Genomic DNA, 23,871 nt, shown 5'->3' with positions numbered 1-23,871 from the left:
CTTCTTCATGCTCTCGCACCCGGCGCACCTGATTGCTCTGGGCTTCGGCTCTGGCCTGCCGCGCCGCGCGCCCGGCACGCTGCGCGCTGGCCGCCTGGCTGGAGCGTGCCGTGACCAGATGGGTCGTCCCCGCACGGCGATCGAACACCGCCCGGCGTGACAGCCCGCTGTCGACCACCACCGTCACCCCGTCCAGCGTCAGCGAGGTCTCGGCGATTGCAGTCGCGAGCACGATCCGCCGGCGGCCATCGGGATCGCGGCGGATAGCCGCGCGCTGTTCTTGCGGTTGCACCTGTCCATGCAGCGGCAGGATCAGCGCTTCTGCGAGGCGCTCTGACAGACGTTCGTGAACCCGGGCGATCTCTTTCACGCCGGGAAGAAATGCGAGGATGTCCCCCTCCTCTGCCCGCCAGGCTTCGACGATTGCGGATGTCATCGCATCCTCCAGCCGATCCTGCGGCCGCGATCCGAGCCATTCGATCCGCAAGGGATAAGCCTGCCCGCGGCTTTCCACGACCGGCGCGCCATCGCCCAGCAGCCGGGCATAACGCGCACCGTCGAGTGTCGCCGACATGACCACGATACGCAGATCTTCGCGAAGGATCGCCTGCGTTTCCAACGCCAGCGCCAGTCCGAGGTCGGCGTCGAGATGACGTTCGTGCGCCTCGTCGAGCAAAACGGCCGAAACCCCCGCCAGTTCGGGGTCTTCCAGGATCATGGTCACGAAGATCGCCTCGGTCACGACCAGCACCCTTGTCGCCGCGCTGCGCCTGCTGTCGAGGCGGGTGAGATAGCCGATCGTCTGCCCTGCCTCCTCGCCCAGCAATTGCGCCATCCGTTCGGCGGCGGCACGGGCGGCGACCCGACGCGGCGATGTGAGGACGACCGTTCCGCCGCACCAGTCCTCGCCCAGCAGGGCCGGCGCGACCGCGGTGGTCTTGCCCGCACCCGGCGGCGCGATCAGCACCGCGCCCGTCTGCCGTTGCAGGGCATCGAGCAGACCTGGCAGAGCCTCGTGGATCGGCAGCGGATCGTTCACCGGGACAACCTTTCGCGCCGGATGACGGGCGCCGGTCAATACCCCCGCAAAACCGCGAACAGGGCCGCCTGCTCCATTGCCTCTCGCGCGCGGTTATGCGGGAAGATCGACAGTGCATCGATCGCGCGCTGGGCGAAATGCCGTGCCCGGGCGCGGGTATCGGCAACCGCGTTGCGCCGGTCGATCAAGGCGATCGCATGGTCGAGATCGGCATCGCTGACGCGATGTCCACCGATCGCCGCCTGCCAGAACGACCGCTCCTCGGCATCGCCGCGGGCATAGGCGAGGATGACGGGCAGCGTCATCTTGCCCTCGCGGAAATCGTCGCCGCGGTCCTTCCCCATGGTCGAGGCTTCGGCGTCGTAATCGAGCGCATCGTCGACCAGCTGGAATGCAACGCCCAGGTTGCGCCCGTATTCGTCGAGCGCGCGTTCCCGTTCATCGTCGCATTCGGCGACCACGGCAGCGATCCGGCTTGCGGCAGCGAACAACGCTGCGGTCTTGGCGCGGATGATGTGAAGATAGCGTTCCTCGGAGGTGTCGATCCGGCGCTGCGCGGTCAATTGATCGACCTCGCCCTCGGCGATGATGGCGCTAGCGCCGGACAGGATCTTGAGCACCTTGAGGCTGCCATCCTCGACCATCAGTTCAAAGGAACGGCTGAAGAGGAAGTCGCCCACCAGCACGGTCGCGGGATTGCCGAAGATGATGTTGGCCGCCGCCTTGCCGCGCCTCAGGTCGCTGCCGTCGACGACATCGTCGTGCAGCAGGGTGGCGGTGTGGATGAATTCCACCGCCGCGGCGAGCCGATGCTGGCGCGTTCCCTGGTAGCCGACGAGGTCCGCCCCGGCGAGGGTGAGCATCGGGCGCAGCCGCTTGCCTCCGCCCGAGATGAGATGGCCGGCCAGCGCCGGGATCAGCGGAACCTCGCTCTGCATCCGGTCGAGAATAACCTGATTGACATGGTTCATGCCGGACGCGGTCAGCGCAAGCATCGGTTCGAGGGAAGGCTCGGGCGTCTTGCGCGAGAGTGAGACGACGTCGGCTGTCATGCCCGCGGGACATGGGCGGGAGGAGCATTCTTGGCAAGGAAGGATTTGCCGGTATTCTGGCAAGCATGGCCGCCACCCGCCCCTTTCCCGAAAAGTCGGACCCGGTCCTGGCATCCTATCGCAAGAGCATCGACAACATCGATGCCGCGCTGGTGCATATTCTGGCCGAGCGCTTCCGGATCACCCAGGCGGTCGGCCAATACAAGGCATCGGCTCAGCTGCCCCCGGCCGATCCCGCGCGCGAGGCGGAGCAGATCGCGCGCCTGCGGGCTCTGGCAGAGGACAGCGCGCTCGACCCCGAATTCAGCGAGAAGTTTCTGCGCTTCATCATCGATGAAGTGATCCGCCATCACGAAACCGCCCGTGGTGAAGGGGTTACCCCGCCCGCGGCAGACTGAGGCGAACGAGCAGGCCGCCCAGATCCTCGCTTTCTTCGAGCGCAACGTCGCCGCCGTAGATTTCCGCCACGTCGCGCACGATGGCAAGGCCAAGGCCGGTTCCGGGCTTGCCGGTATCGAGCCGCGCGCCGCGATCGAAGATACGCTGCCGCTCGCCTTCGGGAATGCCGGCGCCGTCGTCCTCTACCCAGATAACGCATTGCGCATCTTCGGGCTCGACATCGACCGTAACGAAGACGCTGCCACCGCCGTACTTGGCCGCGTTCTCGATCAGATTGCCGAGTATTTCGTCGAGATCCTGCCGTTCGATCGCGACCAGCGCCGACCTGTTGCCGGCAATGTCGAAGCGCGTCCCGGGATACAGCCGCTCGACCGCGCGGCGGACCGCCTCCGCGCTTTCGCAGACCGGGGTTCGGGCATGGCCGATGGCGCGCCGGCCCACCGCCCGGGCACGGGCCAGATGATGCTCGACATGCCGCTGCATCGTGCGGGTCTCGCGCATTACGGCGGTGTGGAGATCGGGCGCGCGGGCGGTGGCGGCATTGGTCAGCACGGTCAGCGGGGTCTTCAGCGCATGGGCGAGGTTGCCGGCATGGGTTCGCGCTTCTTCGGCCTGCCGTTCGCTGTGCGCGAGAAGCGCGTTGATCTCCTCGACCAACGGCTCGACCTCCAGCGGCAGCGGTTCGGTGATGCGGTTGGTCCCTGCCGAACGCATCGACTGGATTGCCGCACGCACCCGGCGCAGCGGCGAAAGGCCGTACCAGCTTTGCAGCACCGCCAGCACCAGCAGGCCCAATCCCAGCACCGCGAAGCTCCAGATGAGGATCGAACGGATGCGGAGGATCTGCGCGTCCAGCTCCTCGCGCCGGGACGCAACGGTAAAGGTCCAGCGGGCGTCGCTGTCGGGCAGGATCACGGTCCGCTCGACGATCCGCAACGGCTCTTCGGGCAATTGGTCGCTATCGTAGAAATGCGGCTCGTTATCGAGATGGTTGCGCTGCTTGAGGGTCGTGTCCCACAGCGAGCGCGAAGGCGTGACGGCCAGCGAATAGGACGGGAAATCCTCCCGCCCCTCGGCACTGATCTGATAGTACAGCCCGCTGTTGGGTTCGAGAAAGCGCGGCTCGCCCAGTGGGCGATTGAAGTAGACCTGGCCGTCTGAATCGATCTCGGCCACCACGATCATCGAGTTCAGCAGATATTCCAGCTGATCGTCGAAATTGCCGCGGACGAGATTGGTCAGCGTCCGGTCGAGTGCGAAGCCCCCGCCAAGCAACAGCACCAGAACCCAGCCCGCCGCGATCAGCATCATGCGGCGCGCAAGGCTGCTGCGCTGGCTGATAGCGCGGCCCAGCGTCACGGGCGGCGCATCGGTGGCGGGGGACGGCTGTGCGCCAGCAGTCATGCCGTCAGCCCTCCCGCGGCCCGATCAGGCGCGCGGCTGTTCGGCCGGATCGTCGAGACTGTAGCCGAGTCCGCGGATCGTGGTGATGACATCGGCACCCAGCTTTTTGCGGATGCGGGTGATGAAGACTTCGATGGTGTTCGAATCCCGGTCGAAATCCTGATCGTAGATATGCTCGATCAGTTCAGTCCGGCTGACCACCTTGCCCTTGTGATGCATGAGATAGCTCAGGAGCTTGTATTCCTGCGCCGTCATCTTGACCGGCTCGCCGCCCAGCGTCACCCGGCCCGAACGCGTGTCCAGCCGGACGTCCCCGGCGATGAGTTCGGCGGAGGTATTGCCCGATGCACGGCGGATCAGGGCCCGCAGGCGGGCGATAAGCTCCTCGGTCTGGAAGGGTTTGGCCAGGTAATCGTCGGCCCCGGCATCGAGCCCGGCCACTTTGTCCGACCAGCTGTCACGCGCGGTGAGGACCAGGACGGGAAACTTGCGTCCTTCCTTGCGCCACATCTGCAGCACGGTAAGCCCGTCGATTTCCGGCAGGCCGAGATCGAGCACGACGGCATCGTACTGTTCGGTGCTGCCAAGGAAATGCCCGTCCTCGCCATCCGTCGAAAGGTCGATGGCATAGCCATTCTGTTCGAGGGTCGTCTTGAGTTGCTGTCCGAGCGTGGGCTCGTCCTCGACGATAAGAATGCGCATGAAACTGTTCCGCCCCTGTTGTCTTATTGGCCTGTCGTGAACGCTGAACGCTCCAGACTTGGCGGAGTTTCGCCCCCGCCCGTCAGATCACCGGCTACGGCCCAAAATGCGCCCGGTCCGCGCGTCGACATCGACGTAGAGAACCCGGCCATCGCGAATGAACTTCAGGCGATAGGCCATGGCGGCGGAATCATAGGCCGGGCCGATATACTCCGCCCCGCCCATCATCGGCAGGATCCGTGCCTCGATCGTGCGCAGCGGGATCACCCGCCCGGCGTTCATCTCCTTGCGCGCCTCGCTCTGATCCGATCGGCGATCCTGCGCAGAAGCAGGACTGACGGCCAGCAAGGCAGCGGCAAAGCCAAGGGCGAGCGACGAGGAAAGCGGCTTCTTCATGATGGCGTATCCCTATCGCCCGCCCATTGAACGGGCAGTGAATGTTGCGTGGCCGCGGTCTAGCGGGTCAACTCGTACTTGACGGTGATGCTGACCCCGGTCGAAACCTGACCCGGCTGAACCGGCGCATCCGCGCTTTGCGCCGTGACCGCGATGGCCCGCGCGGTTTCACGGTACATCGGCATCGGCACGTTACCCTGAATGACTTCGCTGATCTCGAGCAGGCGCAAATCCGAATATCCCGCCATCCGGGCATATTCGAGGGCCTGCGCGCGGGCCCGCTTGACCGCGCTCGCCCGGGCCGCAGCCTTCGCCGCCTCATCGTCCTCGAGACTGAACGTCGGACCGCCGATATCATTGGCACCCGCCGCGACCAGCGCATCGAGCACCTGCCCGGTGCGTTCGACATTGCGGAGCTTCACGCTCACCCGATTGCCGGCGACATAGCCGCGAAAGACCTGCTGCCTGATGCGATCGTCATAGTCGTACCGCGCATTCACGCTGATGCCCGTGGTCTGGATATCTCGTTCGGCGATGCCCAGCGACTTGATCCGATCGATGACCTTGCGCATTTCGGCCGAATTCAGGCGCAGGGCCTCGACCGCGGTCTGCGCCTCGGTGGTCACGCCGGCTGAAATCAGGACCAGATCGGGTGCGGCATCGGTCTGCTCCATCACCGTCAACTCGACCACCGGGCCGGTGGCGGCGATCTGGACTTCGGCGGCAGCGACCTGGCCGGCGGCCATCGTGGCGGCAGCACAGGCGATCGCGGCAGTCGCGGTAGCAATAGATTTCAGCATATGACGATATCCCTCATTGCGATTGGCCGCACGATAGGCGCGGCTGCGCTTTCACCAAACTGAATGTCGGCACTCGGTTCCCTTGCGCCTTGCGGTGGGCGCGTGCCCCGCCTACCTCGCGCCCGCAATGGCACAACCTCCGATCCTCTCCTGGGAAGGCCTGGGGCTGCAACAGGGCGGGCGCTGGCTGCTCGGCGGGCCTGCCCGGAGCGAACTCAACCTTCACATCGGCGCACGCGACCGGATCGCGCTGATCGGCCGCAACGGGGCCGGCAAGACCACGCTGTTCAAGCTGATCGACGATCGGATCGAGGCCGATCGCGGCCTGCGCAAGGTCAAGCCGGGCACGCGCATCGTCCTTCTCGAACAGGACCCCGATCTTGCTGGTCACGCGACGCTGATGGACTGGGCCCTGGACGGCGAGCATCCGCCGGCGGCGCACGAGGTCGAGGCGATTGCCGGGCAGCTGGGCATCGACATGAGCCGCCGGACCGACGGGGCCAGCGGGGGCGAAAAACGCCGCGCGGCCATCGCCCGGGCGCTGGCTCAGGATCCCGACCTGTTGCTGATGGACGAGCCAACCAACCATCTCGATCTCGCCGCGATTGAATGGCTCGAAAGCTGGCTTGACCGCTATCGCGGTGCCTTCGTGGTCATCAGCCACGACCGGACCTTCCTGAAGCGCCTGACCACCACGACGCTGTGGCTCGATCGCGGCGACCTGCGGCGCAAGGACGTCGGCTTCGGCGGATACGAGGCGTGGGAAGAGCAGGTCTATGCCGAAGAAGCCCGCGCGGCCGAACGGCTCGACGCGCGGCTCAAGATCGAGGCGCACTGGCTCGAACGCGGCGTGACCGCACGGCGCAAGCGCAATCAGGGACGGCTGGAAAAGCTGTGGCAGATGCGCGCCCAGCGGGCCTCGATGATCAGCGGCGCCGGCACCGCCAAACTAGGCCTGGCAACCGAAGAGGAGTTCAAGTCGAAGTCGGTCATCGTCGCTGACAATATCGCCAAAAGCTATGGCGAACGGGTGATCATCCGCCCGTTCTCGCTCCGCATCCAGCGCGGGGACCGCATCGGCATCGTCGGCGCGAACGGTGCGGGCAAGACGACGCTCCTGCGGATGCTGACCGGCGATCTTGCACCCGACAGCGGGACGGTCGACATCGCCAGGACCCTGACCGGGGTGATGATCGATCAGCAACGCCGTCTGCTCGCGCCTGACAAGACCGTCCGCGACGTTCTTGCCGAAGGGGGTGACTGGATCGACGTTCGCGGCGCGCGCAAGCACGTGCAGGGCTATCTCAAGGAATTCCTGTTCGATCCGGGCATTGTCGATACCAAGGTCGGCATCCTCTCCGGGGGCGAGCGTTCGCGCCTGCTGCTCGCCCGCGAGTTTGCCAAGGCCTCGAACCTGCTGGTGCTGGACGAGCCGACCAACGATCTCGACCTTGAAACGCTCGATCTGCTGCAGGAAGTCATCGCCGATTATGAAGGCACGGTCATCATCGTCAGCCACGATCGCGACTTCCTCGACCGGACCGTTACGCTCACCTTGGGGCTCGATGGATCGGGCCGGGTCGATGTGGTGGCAGGGGGCTATGCCGACTGGGAACGCAAGCGAACCGAACGCAGCGCGCCGGCGGCTGCCCGCAATGCGGATCGGGGGACTGCGGCTCCGACGGTAGCCGCCACGCCCGCTGCCCGCCCCGGCAAGCTGTCCTACAAGGATCAGCGCGATTACGAACTGCTGCCGTCGCGGATCGCCGAACTGGATGCCGCCATCGCGCGCGGGGAGGAACTGCTGTCCGATCCCGCGCTGTATGCCGCCGATCGGCAGCGGTTTGCGACCCTTACCAAGGGGCTCGAAAACGCACGCGCGCAGAAGGATGCCGCCGAGGAACGCTGGCTCGAGCTTGCCGAGCGGGTCGAGGGGTGAGCGCCGCGGCGCTTGCCGACCGGATCCGCCAGTGCCGGTTGTGTGCCGGCCACCTGCCGCTCGGTCCCCGGCCGGTCGTCCAGTTTTCAGAAACCAGCCGCGTGGTCATAGTCGGACAGGCACCCGGCACCGTCACCCACGAAAGCGGCCACGCCTTCGACGACAGATCGGGCGTGCGCCTCGGTGAATGGCTGGGTGTCGATTTTGCGACGATGCACGATCCGGAACGCTTTGCGATCGTCTCCATGGGCCTGTGCTATCCCGGAAAGGCGGCCGGAGGCGACAAGCCGCCGCGGCCCGAGTGCGCGCCGACATGGCATTCGAAGGTCTGGGCCCACCTTCCGCACGACAGGTTGACCCTGCTCGTGGGGACTTACGCCCAGCGGGCCTATCTTCCGGAAACGAAAAGCTGGCCGATGGTTCGCCGGGTCAAGGAATTCCGCAAGTTTCTGCCCCAGTTCTTCCCCCTTCCCCACCCGTCCTGGCGCAGCAGCATCTTCATGCGCGACAATCCGTGGTTTACGGCGGAGGTCCTGCCGGCGCTGCGGGAGATCGTCGCTCAGCGAATCCGGTAGAACGCCGCCACCCGATCCAACGCCAACCGCAACACAAGCTTGCCGCTCCGGGTCGGCCAGCCGAGCGCCTTTTCGGTTTCCGCCAGCGCCGCGCCGCCGCACACGGTGCGCCACAGGACTTCGTCGAGGCCGCCGCCGGCAGCCGCCATCGCCCCGTCGAACCGCGATTTGGCGGCGACCTGTCTTTCGCCGGGGGTCAGGCCGGAGCCCGGCCCGCCGCCGCCGCAGTCGACCCGGACCGGATCCCAGCGCATGGTCACGCTTGGCGAAAGCTGGGCGCGCTCGTAATCGCTGCGCAGCCGCTCGCCCGCATCGAACTGCCGGTCGTCGAGGTGGCCGCGAGAATGAAGCCAGCTTAATGGCGATTCCGCCAGATTGACGGTGACGCTCCGCCGCCGCGGTGCAATGCCGCCACGCCGCCGCGGCCCTTCGGAGGTAAGTTCGCGTTCGACCAGTGTGCGCTTCATGCGACGATCCTTTCGTTCCCGTGTTGGCAGCGCTTGCCAAATCCGCACGTCTGTAGGAAAGCCAAGAACCGCATGGGTTACAGGAACCTACAATGATCAACCGCATACGTGATGTGAGGAAGGCCAAGGGGATGACCCTTGCCGATGTTGCCGCTGCCTGCGATCCGCCGACGACCGCGCAGACGATCGGGCGACTGGAAACAGGAATGCGCACCCTGTCATTGGGGTGGATGCGACGCATTGCCGCGGCACTGGATGTAGCGCCGGGCATGCTGGTCAGAGGCGAGGACAGCCAGCCACCGCAGGTGGTCGCGACACTCTCGGCCGAGGGGCCGGAGGCCTTGCGCAGCCCGCGCGACGCGATCGTGGCGATGGATGCCGGCGGAACCGCTCCCCTGATCGTGATGCTGGTTGAATACCCACATGGCGAATACCGTCCGGGCGACCAGCTATGGCTGCGTCAGCACGATCCTGCCGCCGCCGGACGGGCCATAAATCGCGATGTCCTCATCCCGCGCAGTGCGGGACGGTTCGCCTTTGGCCGGTTGGTCGATCGCAATGGTTCCCGCCTGGCCGTGCTTCCCCCCGGGCATGGGGAGAAGCAGATCATCGTCGACAAACCGGCCTGGATCGGCGTCGCGGAAACCCTGGTCCGCCAGCTCTGATCCGGGGGCGGGTACCTAGAGTTCGCCCCGGGCCAGCCGTTCCTGCCGGTCGGTCACCGTTTCTCGCGGCACGAAACTGCTCGAGTTGACGCCCATCCACACCAGCATCGGTGCGGCCATATAAACCGACGAATAGGTGCCCACGAACAGGCCGAGCGTGATCGCCGCGGTAAGGCCGAACAGGCTCGCCGGGCCGAACAGCAGCAAGGGGACTAGTGCGATGAACAGGGTGAGCGAAGTCATCACCGTTCGCGACAGCGTCTCGTTGATCGAAAGGTTGAGCAGTTCGGGCAGCGGCATCTTGCGGTACTTCTTCAGGTTCTCGCGGATGCGATCGTAGATCACGATGGTATCGTTCAGCGAATAGCCGATGATGGCCAAGATCGCGGCGATGATCTGCAGGCTGAATTCCATCTGGAACAAGGCGAACATGCCCAGCGTCAGCGATACGTCGTGAAACAGCGCGAACAGACCGCCCACGCCAAACTGCCATTCGAACCGCACCCAGATGTACAGCGCGACCGCCAGCATCGCCGCGAGCAGGGCGTAGAACGCATCCTCGCGGAACTCGCCCGATACCTTGCCCGAGACATTGTCGTTCCCGTCGAGGCGGAAGCCGGGATATTTCAACGACAGTTCCGATACGATCGTGTTGGCGGCCTGTTGTGCGGCGTCCTTGTCGTTCGCCACTTCGTCGGGCAGCCGCACCCGGATCGAAACCTGGTTATCCTCGCCGAACCGCTGCACCACCGGTTCGCCATAGCCGAGCTGCTCGACATCGTTGCGCAGGGCCGGGATCGGTGCTTCCTCGCTCTGCGTGAAGGTCGCTCGGATTTCCAGCCCCCCGGCAAAGTCGACGCCGTAATTCAGGCCCTTGGTCAGCACCAGCGCCCAGCTTGCCGCGATCAGCAGGATGCTGACGACGAAGAACGGGATCCGCCATTTGAGGAAATCGATGTTGGTATCATCGGGGACGAGCTTGAGCAGTTTCATCGTCCGGTCCTTACAGATTGAGGTCGCTCGGGCGGTTCTTGCGCAGCCAGCCGGCGACCCACATGCGGGTCAGCGGCAGCGCAGTGAAAACGCTGGTGAACAGACCGATGACGAGCACCACGGCGAAGCCCTTGATCGGGCCCGACCCGAACATGAACAACAGCACCCCGGCGATGAAGTTGGTGATGTTCGCATCGTAGATGGCGCGGCTGGCTTCCTTGTAGCCGGCTTCCACCGCCGCCACCACGCGCCGCCCGCGTTTGCGTTCCTCGCGAATGCGTTCGTTGACCAGCACGTTGGCATCGACCGCCGCGCCGATCGTCAGCACGAAACCGGCGATACCCGGCAGGGTCAGCGTCGTATTCATCACCGCCATGATGCCCAGCAGCATGAGCACGTTGATGACGAGCGCGACCGTCGCGAAGACGCCGAACCTGCCATACGTCACGATCATCAGCACGATCACCAGCAAGGTGCCGATCGCCATGGCGGTAAGCCCCTGACGAATCGAATCGGCGCCAAGATCGGGCCCGACGGTGCGCTCTTCGACGACTGCGAGATCGACCGGCAACGCGCCCGAGCGCAGGGAGATCGCCAGCTGGTTGGCCGCGTCGACCGTAAAGCCACCCGAAATCTGCGCGGTCCCTCCACGGATCGGTTCGTTGATGTTGGGTGCCGACAACACTTCTCCATCAAGGATGATGGCGAAGGGCTTGTTGACGTTCTCGCTGGTCAGCTGGGCAAAGCGGCGGCCGCCCTCGGTGTTGAACTGGATCGTTACGACCGGTTCGTTGCTCTGCGGATCGAAGCTTTGCTGCGCGCCAGTCAGATTGTCGCCGCGAATACCGCCCAGACGGCGCACCGCGATAGCCTGTCCCGGCGCGTCGGAGCCTGCCGCATAGGGGACGATCTCGCTTCCGGGAGGGGCGATGCCCTGCTGGATGTCTGCGGGCAGCGCGGTGAGATCGACCAGCTTGAACTCGAGCTTGGCGGTCCTGCCGACCAGTTCCTTGACCTGTTCGGGGTTCTGCAAACCGGGAACCTGGACGACGATGCGATTTTCGCCCTGCCGGATGATGGTCGGCTCGCGCGTGCCGAGAGCATCGATGCGGCGGCTGATGACTTCCTTGGCGCTGTCCATCGCCTGATCGGTCGCCTCGGCAAGGCCCTGGCTGGTCGGCGTGAGCACGAACCTCTGCCCGTCGACGACCTGCAGATCCCATTCCCGCACAGTCCCCGTGCCGTTGATCAGCGGCAGGATCAGTTCGCGCGCCCGATCGACCTCGGCGGCATCGTCGATCAGGAAGCTGAGCCGCCCGTCGCGGGTGGAGACGTCACCGATGCGCACCCGCGGGCTGGCATCGCGCATCGCGCCGCGAACGTTTTCCTCCAGATTCTCGAGCCGCTGCGCGGCGACCTGCCGGGGATCGGCCTCGAGCAGGATGTGGCTCCCGCCGGCAAGATCCAGGCCCAGGTTGACCATCGGGTTGGGCAGGCTGGCGGGCCACCGGCCACCGGCCAGCGAAACGACGGACGGCACGGCCGCAGCGATCGCGGCAGCCGCGATCAGCCAAAGCATGACCCTTTTCCAAAGGGGAAAGTCGAGCATGTGAAAGTCGCCCCGCGTCAGTCGTTGGCCGGCGCGGCGCTGCCGGGCTGGAGCACTTCGCCGATCGTGCTGCGCACCGCGCGCACACGGACGCCCTTGGCGATCTCGAGTTCGACAAACCGTTCGTCGACCTTGACAATCTTGCCCACCAGACCGCCGGCGGTGACCACCTCGTCACCCCGCTTGAGCCCGGCGACACGTTCTGCGTGCGCCTTTTGCTGGCGCATCTGCGGGCGGATGATGAGGAAGAAGAAGATCAGCAACATGCCGACCGGGAGCACCCACGCCGTCCATCCCGGCGGCTGCGAAGCGGCGGAGCCGGCGGCAAGTATCTCGATCATCAAAAAACCCGTCCTGCGAATGGTGCAATGGCACGTCGGCGTGCAGGTTTCGCGCCCGCCCGTACCTCGTGGCGCCGCCGGTTAGCAGCATTGCCAGGCCAGAGCAACGCGCCTTGCGTTGCCCGAACAAGCTGCTTATAGGGCGCGGCTCCACTGGTATCGGGACGTGGCGCAGTCTGGTAGCGCACTATACTGGGGGTGTAGGGGTCGCTGGTTCGAATCCAGTCGTCCCGACCAGTGGTCTTTCCCTGCCAAATCGCAATAGCCGAACGGGTTCACCCCGGGCTCTTGGCGTTCGCCCCGCTACTGGCGAGGAGGACACCGGCACCAAGCGCCGTCAGCGCCGTACCCACCGCCACCCGGTCAGCCGGGATGCCGGCCACCGGGGCGCATGCCGCCTGGCTCCGCCATGCCAGCCAGTCGTCCCAGCGATACAGCGAACCCGTTGCGGCATCGCGATAGGTCTTGCCGACATAGCGATATTCCTGCGCGCCCTGCCCATCTGCCAGCCAGGCGCGATATTCGGGTTCGATGATGGTGCAATCCCATCGTCCGGGCGGCGGGAGAGCGGCAGGGTCGTCCGACTCGATGATCTGGCCAGCATCGCCGGGCTGCGCGAACAATGCTCCGCCGCAGCCTGCGCCCACCAGCAGCGCACCGATTCCAAAAAGCTTTGCCCTGCGCCTATGTCCCATGACGGGGGTCATATCACGAAATCGCTAACCAACAATTCCCGCCGGCAACGATTTCCTACACGAACCTATCTGGTTAGGCATCGTCCCGAATCAACGGGAGCATAGACATGGCCGTCATCGAAGCGCTTATCGGGCCGCTGGCATCGATCATCGACAAGATCATTCCGGACAAGGATGCCCGCAACCGGGCGAAACTCGAACTCCTGCAAATGCAGAGTACGCAGGAACTGAAGGAGATCGAGGCGCGCCTGTCGGCAATCGTTGCCGAAGCGCGCTCGGACGATCCGTGGACCAGTCGTGCGCGTCCAAGTTTCCTTTACGTCATGTACGTCATCCTGTTGTTCGGGTTGCCGATGGGCATCCTGTCGGCCTTCTCTCCGCATGCCGCGAACGAGATCGGCCAGGGCATCACGTCCTACCTGCGCGGCCTTCCGGATGAACTCTATGCTCTCTTCGGTACCGGCTATCTCGGCTATACCGCGGCGCGGCAGTGGGGAAAGATCAAGGGCGTCGACAGCTGAGGCTTTCGCCGTCAAGACCGGCACGATGATGCGGACGATCCACATACTGAACGGCCCCAACCTCAACCGGCTGGGCACCAGGGAGCCCGAAATCTACGGCACGACCACGCTCGCCGAAATCGAAGCGGGATGCCACGCGAAGGCCAGCGAACTCGGGTTTTCGATCTTCTTCTGCCAGACCAACCACGAGGGGCAGCTGGTGGATTGGCTGCACCGGGCGGACGATGAGGGGGCGGCTGCGGTACTGCTCAACGCCGCCGCCTATACCCATACCTCGATCGCGCTGCTGGATGCGATCAGGGCCATCAGTGTTCCGGTGATCGAGGTTCACCTGTCGGACCCGTCGCAGCGCGAGCCGTTCCGCCATCGCTCCTATGTCGGCATGGGCGCGGTCCACTGCATAAGCGGGCTGGGGCCGGCCAGTTACCTTGCCGCGCTGGAACAGGCAGCGCAGCTCTAGGCCGGCGGCCCGGTGCCCCCTTCCCCTTGCCTTGCCTGCCGGTGCGGAGCATAGGCGCTGCGAAACAAAGGCAAGGGGTCAAATGGCCGATACATCTGGCAAGGCCGGCGCTGCGTCCGGCATGAAGGTCGACACCGCGATCGTTCGCGAACTCGCCGAGTTGCTGAGCGAAACCGGGCTGACCGAGATCGAGGTAGAGGACGGGGATCGCAAGATCCGCGTCGCGCGCGGGGCGGTGGCGATGGCTGCGGCGCCCCTCGCCCCGCAGGCGCATTTCTTGCCGGCAGGCCCGGCTGAGGCAGCCGGCGCCCCCGGAGGTGCAGAAGCGGGCACGTCGGACGCCCAGCCCAGCGGCCACGCGGTCAAGTCGCCGATGGTCGGCACCGCCTATCTTGCGGCCGAGCCCGGCGCGGCCAATTTCGTCAAGATCGGCGACCGGGTGACGCAGGGTCAGACCCTGCTGATCGTCGAAGCGATGAAGGTGATGAACCCTATCGCAGCCGATCGCGACGGCACGGTCGAGGCGATCCTGGTCGAAAACGCGCAGCCGGTCGAATACGATCAGCCGCTGATCGTCATCGGATAAGAAGGCCGATCCTTGAGCATCACCCGTATCCTGATCGCCAATCGCGGCGAGATCGCGCTTCGCATTCACCGTGCCGCCCACGAAATGGGCATCGAGACCGTGGCCGTGCATTCCACCGCCGATGCCGACGCGATGCACGTGCGGCTTGCCGATCACGCGATCTGCATCGGCCCGCCGCCGGCGGGCGACAGCTATCTCAACGTCGCGAACATCATCTCGGCAGCCGAACTGTCGCACGCGGATGCGATCCATCCCGGCTATGGCTTCCTTTCCGAAAATGCCAAGTTCGCCGAGATTGTCGAGGCGCATGGTCTCAAGTGGATCGGACCCAAGCCCGAGCATATCCGCACCATGGGCGACAAGGTAGCGGCCAAGAAATCGGCCGGGATGCTGGGCCTGCCGCTGGTCCCCGGATCTGACGGTGCGGTCGAAAGTGTCGAGCAGGCGGCACAGGTGGCGCAAGAGATCGGCTACCCTGTGCTGGTCAAGGCGGCGAGTGGCGGCGGCGGCCGGGGGATGAAGGTCGTCCCCGCCCCCGATCAGCTCGAAAGCCTGATGGGCCAGGCCAAGAGCGAGGCCAAGGCAGCCTTCGGGGATGACACAGTCTACATCGAGAAATATCTCGGCAATCCGCGCCATATCGAGTTCCAGATCTTCGGCGACGGCAGGGGCAGTGCCATTCACCTGGGCGAGCGGGACTGTTCGCTCCAGCGCCGGCACCAGAAGGTTCTGGAAGAGGCACCGTCACCCGTGCTGTCTGAAGCCGAGCGGATGCGGATGGGCGGCATCTGTGCCGATGCGATGGCCAGGATGGGCTACCGCGGCGCCGGCACGATCGAGTTCCTGTGGGAGAACGGCGAGTTCTACTTCATCGAGATGAACACCCGCCTTCAGGTGGAGCATCCGGTGACCGAGGCGATCACCGGGATCGACCTGGTGCGCGAGCAGATTCGCATCGCCGATGGCAAGGATCTGTCCTGCCAACAGGACGACATCACCTTCCACGGCCATGCGATCGAGTGCCGCATCAATGCGGAAGACCCGTTCACTTTCGCCCCCAGCCCCGGCAAGGTGGTGCATTATCACGCCGCCGGCGGGATGCACGTGCGGGTCGATAGCGGGCTCTACGCGGGCTATTCGGTGCCCCCCTATTACGACAGCATGATCGCCAAGCTGATCGTCTATGGGCGCACCCGCGAACGCTGCATCATGCGTCTGCGACGGGCGCTGGAAGAAATGGTCATCCAGGGCGTCAAGACCAACATCCCGCTTCATCAGGAACTGCTGAAGCAGGACGATATCCTTGCCGGTGATTACTCGATCAAATGGCTGGAGGAGTGGCTGGCGGAGCGGGGCGGGTAAGACAGGCGACGTCCAAGCCAAACCTCCAAGCGCGACTAGCGGGTGGGAGATTGAAGACGTGACCCCGCTGGACTTGAGCGCTATTGCCAAGGCTCAGACCGACCCAGACTTCTCACCGGGCGGCTGGCTGACATTTTACCTTTTCGGCGAGCCTGTGCGACATCACGCGATAAGGGCACGGTTATCGTCGCTCGGCGCGCAAAATCTCGGCGGCGCCGAAGGCGGCTTCGTGTACGCGAAGGTTCCGGTTAGGATCGACCGAGCGTCGATCGGAAAGACGATCGATAAGGTCCAAGCACTCGCCCTTGAGGTTGGCTTGGAACTTCATCTTATCGACCTGGATTCGTCGAACGAAGTCGGTCGCTCCAAAATTTACACCCTTTGTCGCGCGGAGTGACCTGAGCGCTTCCATCGACGTCTCACCCTTACCCCAGCGGGACGCCCGGCTGGCTCTTGCTGGTCCGGATCGTCAACGAGGTCTTCACGCTGGCGACGTTGGGCGCAGGCGTGAGTTTGCTGGTCAGGAATTCCTGAAACGCTTGCAGATCGCGCGCCACGATCTTGAGAATGAAATCGATCTCGCCGTTGAGCATGTGCACTTCGCGCACTTCGGGCAGATCGCGCATGGCCTCTTCGAATTCACGCAGCGCGCTTTCGGCCTGGCTCTTCAGGCTCACCATCGCGAAGACGGTTATCGAATAGCCGAGTTTGCCCGGATCGAGATCGGCGTGATAGCCGCGGATCACGCCGTCTTCTTCAAGTGCGCGGACGCGGCGCAGGCACGGCGGCGCCGTCAGCCCTACGCGGTGGGCGAGTTCCACATTGGTGATGCGGCCCTCATCCTGCAGTTCGGACAGCAGACGCCGGTCGATCTCGTCCATGCTGGGCATTGCGCGCTTTTCCCCGTTGCTCCCCCTTGAGATACCGTGCGTGACATTATGCAAGCCTGCAGCCGGCACGGCACCTAAGAAAATTACATCTGCCAGCAACGCCCGAAATTTGCAACGCGCCGCGCGCCATTGCGTCGGCAGCGATCTTCACGACTTGTAAACTCTATTTGGTAATAAGGCGGCGGCTGCATACGGGCAGCACTGCGGAGACCGAATGCATTTCGACGATCGCCTTGCCACGGTGCTGCGCAACCGCGCAACGGGCGATCGCTCGGCCCGGACCCAGTTCCGGCAGCTGATCGATCTTCTGGGGGAACGCCAGCAAGGCGGCGACAAGGCGCTGCGTACCGCGGCCTACCTGCGGCTGATCGCGCTCGGCGAACTGATCCCGGTGCGCGAACGCACGAGCATCGTGGGCGAAGCCGGCTGGCGGTTTCGCACTCCCGATCTCGTTCGTTGGTTCGGGGACGCGCACCCCCATATCGCCGCCGCCGCCCTGGCCCGGGCGGACCTGACCGGCGAGGAATGGCAAGAGATCATTCCCGCCTTTCCGATTCACGCTCGCGGTTTTCTGCGTAACCGCAAGGACCTGCCCCGGCAGGCGGTCGAAGTGCTTGACCGCCTCGGCGTTGCCGACATGGCACTTCCCCGCCCCGAGCCCCTCGAACTGACCGAGTTTCTCGACCCGGCCTTCGCCGACCTTCCGCCCGCGCCCGCTCCATTGCGCCTTAGCCCCTTGCCCGGCCACGATGCTGCCGCCGGCAAGCCTGGGCAGACTGCCGACAGCGCCGAAGACCACTACGCGGCGTTCCGCCAGACCGGCGATGGCATTCGCGCACTCGTCGACCGGATCGAGGCGTTCAAGCGGGCACGCGAAAGCCGGGACGAATCCGGTGTCGCAGAGCGCCAGCCTGCGCGCCCTTCGGAAGACCGCAAGCCTCCCGCCGTGATCGACTTTCGCGCCGACATCCATGGGCGGATCGACTGGGCCGGCGGGGGCCTGGCGCCCATGCTGGTCGGACTGGATCTTACCATGGCCACGGATATCGCCAGTGGCTTTGCGGCGCGACACCCGGTGCGCGGACTGGCAGTAAGCCTGCGCGGCGCCGGGGCGATAACAGGCGACTGGATCGTCGACGCGGTGCCCCGCTTTTCCTCGCAGGAGGGACGCTTCGGCGGCTATGTCGGCCGGCTGCGGCGGGCGGCACCGCCCCGCGCCAGCGCGCGCCAGAAAGAAGCCGACAAGCTGCGGCAGCTGCTGCACGAACTGCGCACCCCGGTGAATGCCATGCAAGGCTATGCCGAAATCATCCAGCAACAGATGGTCGGCCCGGTTCCGCATGAATATCGCGCCATCGCCGCTGCCATCACCGGGGATGCGGCGCGCATTCTGGCCGGCTTCGACGAACTCGATCGGCTTGCCCGGCTTGAAACGGGCGCGGCCGAACTTGACCGCGGCACCGCCGACCTTGCCGCGATCGTGCGCGGCCACGTCACGCAATTGCAGAAAGTCCTGTCCCCCCGGGTAGCCCGGCTCGACGCCGAATTCACCATCGAGCATGCCTTGACGGACATTGCCGATCAGGAGGCGGAGCGGCTTTCATGGCGGCTTCTGGCAACACTGGCCGGGGCGACCGCCGCCGGTGAACGGATCGCACTGAGCGTAAGTGACGAGGGCGGCAGCTTCTGCGTGTCTGCAGCCCTCCCCACCGCGCTCCGCACGCTTGAGGATCCCTTTGCTGCCGAATTGCGTGCCAGCGCCGGTCCCTTGAGTTCGGGCATCTTCGGCGCCGGCTTCTCGCTCCGCCTCGCAAGGGCCGAAGCCCGTGCGGCGGGCGGGGAACTGTCCTGCACGGGGGGCCGGATGACACTGCTGCTCCCGCTCGCAGACGCACAGCCTGCCCGGTCCGAAACGCCGGCGCGCGCTGACGGCGCCCGGCCTTGACCCCCACGCGAAGCCGCTTGCCCTTGCACCACACGGGCGCTAGGCGCTCGCCTTGCCGATACGGCGACGTGGGCCTGTAGCTCAGTTGGTTAGAGCTGGCCGCTCATAACGGCTAGGTCGCGGGTTCGAGTCCTGCCGGGCCCACCACCGTCACCGGCATCGCCGACCGGCGAAGGGTCCGTCCGCGGATCGGGTCGGGGAGTAGCGCAGCCCGGTAGCGCGCCTGCTTTGGGAGCAGGATGTCGCAGGTTCGAATCCTGTCTCCCCGACCAACCGCGGCCCATCCTCGACTTAACGGTTGCCCGGTTCGGCTTCGCTCGTGCGCCGGATCGGTTCGGCGCGATTGGCCAGCACGTTGACGACTGCCGCCCAGACCGCGACGTTCTGCCGCAATTGCGCCGGGTCGATCTTGTCGAGCGTATCGTCAGGCGTGTGGTGGAGATCGAAATAGCGGGTGCCATCCTGCTGCAGGTCGATCAGCGCCCCGTTCTGATCGCGCACCACATTGAGATCGGCGCCGCCGGTGGCGACTTCGCGGCTGGGGGCGACGCCGAAGGGGGCAACCGCAGCGGCCAGCTCGCGATAGAGCGCCGGGTCGCTGGCGGTGAAATTGGTGTCGAGGCGCCAGATGCGATCGGCGCCGAAATCGCTTTCGATACCGACGTAGAAAGGCTCGGCAAGATGGGCGGCGGAATAGGCGCGGCTGCCCCACAGCCCGGTTTCCTCGGCGCCGGCGAACAGGACGCGAATGGTGCGCAGCGGGCGGCCCATCGCCTGCACCCGCTTCGCTGCCGCGGCGATGATACCGCAGCCCGCACCGTCGTCGATCGCCCCGGTCCCGAGATCCCAGCTATCGATGTGGCAAGCGAGCAGCACCGGCGGGAGCGAACGATTCCGGCCGACGATCTCGCCCACGACATTGCCGCTCTTGGTGGTGCCGAGCCAGCGCGGCGTGAGAACCAGCCGCATCGTGATCGGGCGCTGGCCTGCGCGGGCGAACATCCGCTCCAGATTGTCGGCATCCGGGTTCGACAGCGCGCCCGCCGGGGTCGGCGTGACGCCTTCGGGAAACGTGGTGGTGCCGGTGTGGGGGGTGCGGTGGTTCTCCGTTCCGATCGAGCGGATGACGGTAGCGATCGCGCCCTTGCTCGCGGCAAGGCCCGGCCCGGTCCAGCGTGCCGGCCCGGCAAAGCCATAGCCCGAACCGTCCTGAGTGGGACGCATGTCGTGGCTGATGAAGGCGATCTTTCCGGCAAGACTGCCGGGCGCGGCCGCTTCTAGGGCAGCATAGCTGGGGAAATGGACGACTTCGGCAGTGATGCCCGCCGGCCCGGTCGATGCCGTGTTGCCGAGCGCGGTTATCGCCAGCGGCTGGGCGAACGGGGCGATGGTTTCAGCCGTTTCGTCTCCGCGCACCCACGTCGGCATATCGAAAGGCTCTTGGGCAACATTGGCGAAGCGGTGAGCTTCGAGCCAGCGGATTGCCCAGGCGCGCGCCCTTGCCTCGGCCTCGGTCCCGGGCTGCCGCGGGCCGATCTCGGTGGTGATGCCATCGACGAAATCCCAGGCCAGGGTATCGTTCTTCGCCGCATCCGCAGCATGTTCGGCCGGCGTGCGCGGGGCGGCCTCGCGTGTGCCGGACGACTGGGCGGCGGCAGGAAAGGCGAACGACAGCGCGGCAAGCGCGAGGAGCGAGGATTTCATGCGCCTCGTGCTAGCAGCCCTTACTCTTGTGCCAAGCCCCCTTGTGGCAAGCACGCTCGGGGTCATTCCCCTTCGGCTGCGGCCCAGAAGGCGGCAAGGCGCCGGTCGGCCTCGCGGCTCGGAAACATGAGCGCCTCGACGGCATCGGCAAAGCGGTCCGTATCGCCCAGGGGTGCGCGGGTAAGACAGGCGTCGCTGTGCCGCCGCCACTCGGCTTCGTCACCGGCCAGCGCGAGCATGGCCCGCGCGATCCCTTCGGCAGAGCGCGGTTCGACGACGAACCCGGCAACCCCGCTGCGGACCAGGAGGTCGCGCGCGCCGACCGGGGTCGAGACGATCGCCGGCACGCCAAGGGCTGCCGCCTCGTTGACCACCAGTCCCCACTGCTCGATCAGGCTGACAAGGCAAAGAGCCAGCGCGTTTCCCGTGCGGCGGGCGACATCCTCGGCACGCAGGAAGCCGGTAAAGACCACTCCTTCGCCCGCCTGCGCCTTGAGCGTTTCGGCAAGTTCGCCATCGCCTGCCAGCACCAGCCGACGGGGCGGCGCCGCCGACAACTGGCGATAGCGCGCGTAGGCGGCGAGCAGCGTTGGCAGGTTCTTCTTGTCGACGAAGCGTCCAACGAACAGGAAATCTCGCGCCTCCCAGGGCCGGCTGGGGATACCCGCCTGCTGGCGGATGCGGACATTGCCGATGGTGTCGTAGCCGGGCAGGATGGGTCTGCTGCCGAAACCCAGGAAACGCAGGTATTCGCGCTGTCGCGGTCCGCCGACGATCGCTGCGCGGTAAGGGCGCAGCAGGTTCGCCTTGCCCCGTTCACGCCATAGCAGGCGCGGCGCGTCGTCGAACTTGCTTTCGCTCATCAGTACCGGCCGCCGGCCTGTGGCGGCGAGCCGCCAGCTCAGCGCCAGGATATCGGGTTCGGAACAGGGCACTCCGATGTAAACCATGTGCGCCCCGGCCACGGCGGTGCTTGCGGCCGCGAACCGCTGGCGCCAGCCGATGTCCTCGTATGTCTCGCCGGGGAACAGTGTCACGTGGCGGGCGGCGTCGATGCCGCGAGCCGGTTCCCAGGCGTAGGTGCGGCTGGTGGTCGCCATTTCCACCCCCAGCACTTGCGCGCGGCCTGCCAGCCGCCGGGCGACAGCCTCGATCCGGTCGACATGGTAGGCTGCGAACTGGCTGAACAGGATCGCCACCTGCGGCAGCTTGCCCGATGCTTCCTGCGCCCGTCTCATGGCCGCGGCGCTAGGCGATGCCCGGGAAAAAGGCCACAGGCTTGCCCCCCGCCCTGCTCCCCATTATCTGCACGCCGACACCCGCGGGCCCGCCCCGCCCATTTTCCAGATCGAAGTACGAAGGACCAGCCGATGGCCGCGCAATACGCCTTTGTCATGAAGGACATGACCAAGACCTTCCCCGGTGCCTCGAAGCCGGTTCTGAGCAACATCAACCTGCAATTCTATCAGGGGGCGAAAATCGGCATCGTCGGGCCCAACGGCGCCGGCAAGTCGACCCTCATCAAGATCATGGCCGGGATCGACAAGGATTATACCGGCGAGGCGTGGCCGGGCGAGAACATTACGGTGGGCTATCTGGAGCAGGAGCCCGAACTCGACCCCACCAAGACCGTGCTGGAAAACGTTCGCGAAGGCGCGAAAGAAACTGCCGAGATGGTCGAGCGCTTCAATGCCATCGGCATGGAGATGGCCGAGGACGGGGCCGATTTCGACGCGCTGGGCGCCGAGATGAGCGAGTTGCAGGACAAGATCGACGCCGTCGACGGGTGGAGCCTCGACAACCAGCTCGAGGTTGCGATGGAGGCCTTGCGCTGCCCGCCTGGCGACTGGCCCGTCACCGATCTTTCGGGTGGTGAAAAGCGCCGCGTTGCGCTTACCCGGCTGCTGATCCAGAAGCCCGGCATCCTGCTGCTCGACGAACCGACCAACCACCTTGATGCCGAAAGCGTGCAGTGGCTGGAGAACCACCTCAAGGACTATGCCGGCGCGGTGCTGATGATCACCCACGACCGCTACTTCCTCGACAATGTGGTGGACTGGATACTCGAGCTCGATCGCGGCACGTATTACCCCTACGAAGGCAATTATTCGACGTATCTCGAGAAGAAAGCCAAGCGGCTGGAGCAGGAAAGCCGCGAGGAAAGCGGCAAGTCCAAGGCGCTCAAGCGCGAGCTTGAATGGATCAGGCAGACGCCTGCTGCGCGGCAGACCAAGAGCAAGGCGCGTATCCGCAAGTTCGAAGAGCTGCAGAACAGCCAGGATCAGCGCGCGGTCGGCAAGGCCCAGATCGTCATCCAGGTGCCCGAGCGGCTGGGCGGCAAGGTGATCGAGGCCAAGGGCATCAGCAAGGCCTATGGCGACAAGCTGCTGTTCGAGAATCTGAATTTCACCCTGCCCCCGGGCGGTATCGTCGGCGTGATCGGCCCCAATGGTGCGGGCAAGTCCACCTTGTTCAAGATCCTGACCGGCAAGGAAACGCCGGACAGCGGAGAAGTCGACATCGGCTCGACCGTGCGATTGGGCTTCGTCGACCAGAGCCGTGACCATCTCGACCCCAAGAAGAATGTCTGGGAGGAAATCTCCGACGGGCTCGACTACATGAAGGTGAACAACCAGGACATGAGCACGCGCGCCTATGTGGGTGCGTTCAACTTCAAGGGGCCTGACCAGCAGAAGAACGTCGGCAAGCTATCGGGCGGCGAACGGAACCGCGTCCACATGGCCAAGATGCTGAAGGAGGGTGGCAACGTCCTCCTGCTCGACGAGCCGACCAACGATCTCGATGTCGAAACCTTGGGTGCGCTCGAGGAAGCGATCGAGAATTTCGCCGGCTGCGCCGTGGTCATCAGCCACGACCGCTTCTTCCTCGACCGGCTGGCTACCCATATCCTCGCCTTCGAGGGGGATAGCCATGTCGAATGGTTCGAAGGCAATTTCGAAGCCTACGAAGAAGACAAGCGCCGCCGCCTGGGCGATGCGGCCGACCGGCCTACGCGATTAGCGTACAAGAAGCTGACGCGGTAAAACCCCCGGAGTAAGTCCGTTCATGTCTTGCGGGGCGAACCTGAACAATCGCCCCATCAACCGGTTCAGTCACAAGTCAGCACGACTCGGTAAAACAGGTCCATCGCACAAGCCGCAGGTGGTGGTCGGCTAGGTTGCTGTGTGAGGTGGTCCCGCCTTGTTGGACAGGTTGGCGGCGAAGTTAAGCTAATCCCGGATGTGATTATGCCGCCATTTTGGTCATCAGATCGTGGGGGGCATGCCCCCCATGATCTGGTTCGCTGATCCGCCCGTAGGCCTCTGC

At 65.3% G+C, this 23,871-nt stretch carries 25 protein-coding genes and 3 tRNA genes; 14 read left to right on the top strand and 14 right to left on the bottom strand.

Annotation, left to right across the window (positions count from 1 at the left end):
* A partial coding sequence (locus tag ACHFFA_RS12265) for a helicase-related protein (RefSeq protein ID WP_394271115.1) occupies positions 1–1,039 on the bottom strand: 1,039 nt, incomplete at its 3' end.
* Positions 1,040–1,074: 35 nt separating this feature from the next.
* Positions 1,075–2,091 carry a polyprenyl synthetase family protein gene (locus tag ACHFFA_RS12260; protein WP_394271114.1) on the bottom strand — a complete coding sequence of 339 codons (1,017 nt, stop codon included), beginning with the start codon at positions 2,089–2,091 and terminating at the stop codon, positions 1,075–1,077.
* 65 nt (positions 2,092–2,156) lie between these two features.
* Here ACHFFA_RS12260 and ACHFFA_RS12255 point away from each other — a divergent pair, with 65 nt between their 5' ends.
* Complete coding sequence (locus tag ACHFFA_RS12255) at positions 2,157–2,489, top strand: chorismate mutase (RefSeq protein WP_394271113.1); 333 nt, start codon at positions 2,157–2,159, stop codon at positions 2,487–2,489.
* Here ACHFFA_RS12255 and ACHFFA_RS12250 read toward each other — a convergent pair.
* The 4 genes from ACHFFA_RS12250 to ACHFFA_RS12235 all read right to left on the bottom strand — a co-directional run bounded on the left by ACHFFA_RS12250 (position 2,467) and on the right by ACHFFA_RS12235 (position 5,792).
* A complete protein-coding gene (locus ACHFFA_RS12250; RefSeq protein WP_394271112.1) occupies positions 2,467–3,894 on the bottom strand; it encodes a sensor histidine kinase in 1,428 nt (475 codons plus the stop codon). The genes ACHFFA_RS12255 and ACHFFA_RS12250 overlap by 23 nt on opposite strands.
* A 24-nt stretch (positions 3,895–3,918) precedes the next feature.
* On the bottom strand, positions 3,919–4,596 hold the full coding sequence (locus ACHFFA_RS12245; RefSeq protein ID WP_394271111.1) for a response regulator transcription factor: 678 nt from the start codon (positions 4,594–4,596) through the stop codon (positions 3,919–3,921).
* A gap of 87 nt (positions 4,597–4,683) precedes the next feature.
* Complete coding sequence (locus tag ACHFFA_RS12240; RefSeq protein ID WP_394271110.1) at positions 4,684–4,992, bottom strand: PepSY domain-containing protein; 309 nt, start codon at positions 4,990–4,992, stop codon at positions 4,684–4,686.
* 59 nt (positions 4,993–5,051) lie between these two features.
* The gene (locus ACHFFA_RS12235) at positions 5,052–5,792 is read right to left on the bottom strand and encodes an SIMPL domain-containing protein (protein ID WP_394271109.1); all 741 of its coding nucleotides are present in this window, start codon (positions 5,790–5,792) and stop codon (positions 5,052–5,054) included.
* A gap of 127 nt (positions 5,793–5,919) precedes the next feature.
* On the opposite strand from ACHFFA_RS12235, the gene ACHFFA_RS12230 reads away from it, so the two are divergent.
* Both ACHFFA_RS12230 and ACHFFA_RS12225 read left to right on the top strand, forming a co-directional pair.
* Positions 5,920–7,731 carry an ABC-F family ATP-binding cassette domain-containing protein gene (locus ACHFFA_RS12230; RefSeq protein ID WP_394271108.1) on the top strand — a complete coding sequence of 604 codons (1,812 nt, stop codon included), beginning with the start codon at positions 5,920–5,922 and terminating at the stop codon, positions 7,729–7,731.
* A complete protein-coding gene (locus ACHFFA_RS12225) occupies positions 7,728–8,306 on the top strand; it encodes a uracil-DNA glycosylase family protein (RefSeq protein ID WP_394271107.1) in 579 nt (192 codons plus the stop codon). Before ACHFFA_RS12230 ends, ACHFFA_RS12225 begins: the two co-directional genes overlap by 4 nt.
* Here ACHFFA_RS12225 and ACHFFA_RS12220 read toward each other — a convergent pair.
* Positions 8,291–8,773, bottom strand: coding sequence for a DUF6456 domain-containing protein (locus ACHFFA_RS12220; RefSeq protein WP_394271106.1), 483 nt, complete (start codon positions 8,771–8,773; stop codon positions 8,291–8,293). The genes ACHFFA_RS12225 and ACHFFA_RS12220 overlap by 16 nt on opposite strands.
* A gap of 92 nt (positions 8,774–8,865) precedes the next feature.
* Between ACHFFA_RS12220 and ACHFFA_RS12215 the strand changes: the two genes are divergently transcribed.
* Positions 8,866–9,438, top strand: coding sequence for a helix-turn-helix domain-containing protein (locus tag ACHFFA_RS12215; protein WP_394271105.1), 573 nt, complete (start codon positions 8,866–8,868; stop codon positions 9,436–9,438).
* Between the two features lie 15 nt (positions 9,439–9,453).
* Here the strand turns inward: ACHFFA_RS12215 and secF are convergent, their stop codons facing one another.
* Genes secF through yajC form a run of 3 tightly spaced genes read right to left on the bottom strand, consistent with a single transcriptional unit; the run spans position 9,454 to position 12,381 of the window.
* Positions 9,454–10,431: a protein translocase subunit SecF gene (gene secF / locus ACHFFA_RS12210; protein WP_394271104.1), complete on the bottom strand. Its 978-nt coding sequence runs from the start codon at positions 10,429–10,431 to the stop codon at positions 9,454–9,456.
* Positions 10,432–10,441: 10 nt separating this feature from the next.
* Positions 10,442–12,040: a protein translocase subunit SecD gene (gene secD / locus ACHFFA_RS12205; protein ID WP_394271103.1), complete on the bottom strand. Its 1,599-nt coding sequence runs from the start codon at positions 12,038–12,040 to the stop codon at positions 10,442–10,444.
* Between the two features lie 17 nt (positions 12,041–12,057).
* On the bottom strand, positions 12,058–12,381 hold the full coding sequence (gene yajC, locus ACHFFA_RS12200) for a preprotein translocase subunit YajC (protein ID WP_394271102.1): 324 nt from the start codon (positions 12,379–12,381) through the stop codon (positions 12,058–12,060).
* A 160-nt stretch (positions 12,382–12,541) separates the two neighbouring features.
* On the opposite strand from yajC, the gene ACHFFA_RS12195 reads away from it, so the two are divergent.
* Positions 12,542–12,618 (top strand) — tRNA-Pro (locus ACHFFA_RS12195).
* Between the two features lie 38 nt (positions 12,619–12,656).
* Here ACHFFA_RS12195 and ACHFFA_RS12190 read toward each other — a convergent pair.
* Positions 12,657–13,088, bottom strand: coding sequence for a hypothetical protein (locus tag ACHFFA_RS12190; RefSeq protein WP_394271101.1), 432 nt, complete (start codon positions 13,086–13,088; stop codon positions 12,657–12,659).
* A gap of 95 nt (positions 13,089–13,183) precedes the next feature.
* Here ACHFFA_RS12190 and ACHFFA_RS12185 point away from each other — a divergent pair, with 95 nt between their 5' ends.
* The 5 genes from ACHFFA_RS12185 (at position 13,184) to ACHFFA_RS12165 (ending at position 16,402) form a co-directional block, all read left to right on the top strand.
* Positions 13,184–13,597, top strand: a complete 414-nt coding sequence (locus ACHFFA_RS12185; RefSeq protein WP_394271100.1) for a holin family protein — start codon at positions 13,184–13,186, stop codon at positions 13,595–13,597.
* Positions 13,598–13,622: 25 nt separating this feature from the next.
* Positions 13,623–14,057: a type II 3-dehydroquinate dehydratase gene (locus ACHFFA_RS12180; protein WP_394271099.1), complete on the top strand. Its 435-nt coding sequence runs from the start codon at positions 13,623–13,625 to the stop codon at positions 14,055–14,057.
* An 82-nt stretch (positions 14,058–14,139) separates the two neighbouring features.
* On the top strand, positions 14,140–14,643 hold the full coding sequence (gene accB / locus ACHFFA_RS12175) for an acetyl-CoA carboxylase biotin carboxyl carrier protein (protein WP_394271098.1): 504 nt from the start codon (positions 14,140–14,142) through the stop codon (positions 14,641–14,643).
* Positions 14,644–14,655: 12 nt separating this feature from the next.
* Complete coding sequence (accC, locus tag ACHFFA_RS12170; RefSeq protein ID WP_394271097.1) at positions 14,656–16,005, top strand: acetyl-CoA carboxylase biotin carboxylase subunit; 1,350 nt, start codon at positions 14,656–14,658, stop codon at positions 16,003–16,005.
* Positions 16,006–16,063: 58 nt separating this feature from the next.
* The gene (locus ACHFFA_RS12165) at positions 16,064–16,402 is read left to right on the top strand and encodes a hypothetical protein (protein WP_394271096.1); all 339 of its coding nucleotides are present in this window, start codon (positions 16,064–16,066) and stop codon (positions 16,400–16,402) included.
* A gap of 28 nt (positions 16,403–16,430) precedes the next feature.
* Here ACHFFA_RS12165 and ACHFFA_RS12160 read toward each other — a convergent pair whose 3' ends face one another.
* On the bottom strand, positions 16,431–16,895 hold the full coding sequence (locus tag ACHFFA_RS12160; protein WP_394271095.1) for an Lrp/AsnC family transcriptional regulator: 465 nt from the start codon (positions 16,893–16,895) through the stop codon (positions 16,431–16,433).
* Between the two features lie 214 nt (positions 16,896–17,109).
* Between ACHFFA_RS12160 and ACHFFA_RS12155 the strand changes: the two genes are divergently transcribed.
* The 3 genes from ACHFFA_RS12155 (at position 17,110) to ACHFFA_RS12145 (ending at position 19,112) form a co-directional block, all read left to right on the top strand.
* The gene (locus ACHFFA_RS12155) at positions 17,110–18,840 is read left to right on the top strand and encodes a histidine kinase dimerization/phospho-acceptor domain-containing protein (protein ID WP_394271094.1); all 1,731 of its coding nucleotides are present in this window, start codon (positions 17,110–17,112) and stop codon (positions 18,838–18,840) included.
* Positions 18,841–18,910: 70 nt separating this feature from the next.
* Positions 18,911–18,987, top strand: a tRNA-Ile gene (locus tag ACHFFA_RS12150).
* A 48-nt stretch (positions 18,988–19,035) separates the two neighbouring features.
* Positions 19,036–19,112 (top strand) — tRNA-Pro (locus ACHFFA_RS12145).
* Positions 19,113–19,131: 19 nt separating this feature from the next.
* Here the strand turns inward: ACHFFA_RS12145 and ACHFFA_RS12140 are convergent.
* Together ACHFFA_RS12140 and ACHFFA_RS12135 are read right to left on the bottom strand one after the other, a co-directional pair.
* Positions 19,132–20,544, bottom strand: coding sequence for a M20/M25/M40 family metallo-hydrolase (locus tag ACHFFA_RS12140; protein ID WP_394271093.1), 1,413 nt, complete (start codon positions 20,542–20,544; stop codon positions 19,132–19,134).
* 62 nt (positions 20,545–20,606) lie between these two features.
* Positions 20,607–21,782, bottom strand: a complete 1,176-nt coding sequence (locus tag ACHFFA_RS12135) for a glycosyltransferase (protein WP_394271092.1) — start codon at positions 21,780–21,782, stop codon at positions 20,607–20,609.
* A gap of 132 nt (positions 21,783–21,914) precedes the next feature.
* Between ACHFFA_RS12135 and ettA the strand changes: the two genes are divergently transcribed.
* Complete coding sequence (gene ettA / locus ACHFFA_RS12130) at positions 21,915–23,588, top strand: energy-dependent translational throttle protein EttA (RefSeq protein ID WP_394271091.1); 1,674 nt, start codon at positions 21,915–21,917, stop codon at positions 23,586–23,588.
* The last annotated feature ends 283 nt before the right edge of the window (positions 23,589–23,871 follow it).

It is taken from the genome of Qipengyuania sp. (assembly GCF_043423005.1).
GTDB lineage: Bacteria > Pseudomonadota > Alphaproteobacteria > Sphingomonadales > Sphingomonadaceae > Qipengyuania.
This window is presented reverse-complemented; position numbering and strand designations above follow the sequence as displayed.

Coding starts and splice junctions, on each gene's coding strand:
- ACHFFA_RS12260 (WP_394271114.1), bottom strand. CDS start 2,091: ATGACAGCCGACGTCGTCTCACTCTCGCGCAAGACGCCCGAGCCTTCC.
- ACHFFA_RS12255 (WP_394271113.1), top strand. CDS start 2,157: ATGGCCGCCACCCGCCCCTTTCCCGAAAAGTCGGACCCGGTCCTGGCA.
- ACHFFA_RS12250 (WP_394271112.1), bottom strand. CDS start 3,894: ATGACTGCTGGCGCACAGCCGTCCCCCGCCACCGATGCGCCGCCCGTG.
- ACHFFA_RS12245 (WP_394271111.1), bottom strand. CDS start 4,596: ATGCGCATTCTTATCGTCGAGGACGAGCCCACGCTCGGACAGCAACTC.
- ACHFFA_RS12240 (WP_394271110.1), bottom strand. CDS start 4,992: ATGAAGAAGCCGCTTTCCTCGTCGCTCGCCCTTGGCTTTGCCGCTGCC.
- ACHFFA_RS12235 (WP_394271109.1), bottom strand. CDS start 5,792: ATGCTGAAATCTATTGCTACCGCGACTGCCGCGATCGCCTGTGCTGCC.
- ACHFFA_RS12230 (WP_394271108.1), top strand. CDS start 5,920: ATGGCACAACCTCCGATCCTCTCCTGGGAAGGCCTGGGGCTGCAACAG.
- ACHFFA_RS12220 (WP_394271106.1), bottom strand. CDS start 8,773: ATGAAGCGCACACTGGTCGAACGCGAACTTACCTCCGAAGGGCCGCGG.
- ACHFFA_RS12215 (WP_394271105.1), top strand. CDS start 8,866: ATGATCAACCGCATACGTGATGTGAGGAAGGCCAAGGGGATGACCCTT.
- secF (WP_394271104.1), bottom strand. CDS start 10,431: ATGAAACTGCTCAAGCTCGTCCCCGATGATACCAACATCGATTTCCTC.
- secD (WP_394271103.1), bottom strand. CDS start 12,040: ATGCTCGACTTTCCCCTTTGGAAAAGGGTCATGCTTTGGCTGATCGCG.
- yajC (WP_394271102.1), bottom strand. CDS start 12,381: ATGATCGAGATACTTGCCGCCGGCTCCGCCGCTTCGCAGCCGCCGGGA.
- ACHFFA_RS12190 (WP_394271101.1), bottom strand. CDS start 13,088: ATGACCCCCGTCATGGGACATAGGCGCAGGGCAAAGCTTTTTGGAATC.
- ACHFFA_RS12185 (WP_394271100.1), top strand. CDS start 13,184: ATGGCCGTCATCGAAGCGCTTATCGGGCCGCTGGCATCGATCATCGAC.
- ACHFFA_RS12180 (WP_394271099.1), top strand. CDS start 13,623: ATGATGCGGACGATCCACATACTGAACGGCCCCAACCTCAACCGGCTG.
- accB (WP_394271098.1), top strand. CDS start 14,140: ATGGCCGATACATCTGGCAAGGCCGGCGCTGCGTCCGGCATGAAGGTC.
- ACHFFA_RS12160 (WP_394271095.1), bottom strand. CDS start 16,895: ATGCCCAGCATGGACGAGATCGACCGGCGTCTGCTGTCCGAACTGCAG.
- ACHFFA_RS12155 (WP_394271094.1), top strand. CDS start 17,110: ATGCATTTCGACGATCGCCTTGCCACGGTGCTGCGCAACCGCGCAACG.
- ACHFFA_RS12140 (WP_394271093.1), bottom strand. CDS start 20,544: ATGAAATCCTCGCTCCTCGCGCTTGCCGCGCTGTCGTTCGCCTTTCCT.
- ACHFFA_RS12135 (WP_394271092.1), bottom strand. CDS start 21,782: ATGAGACGGGCGCAGGAAGCATCGGGCAAGCTGCCGCAGGTGGCGATC.
- ettA (WP_394271091.1), top strand. CDS start 21,915: ATGGCCGCGCAATACGCCTTTGTCATGAAGGACATGACCAAGACCTTC.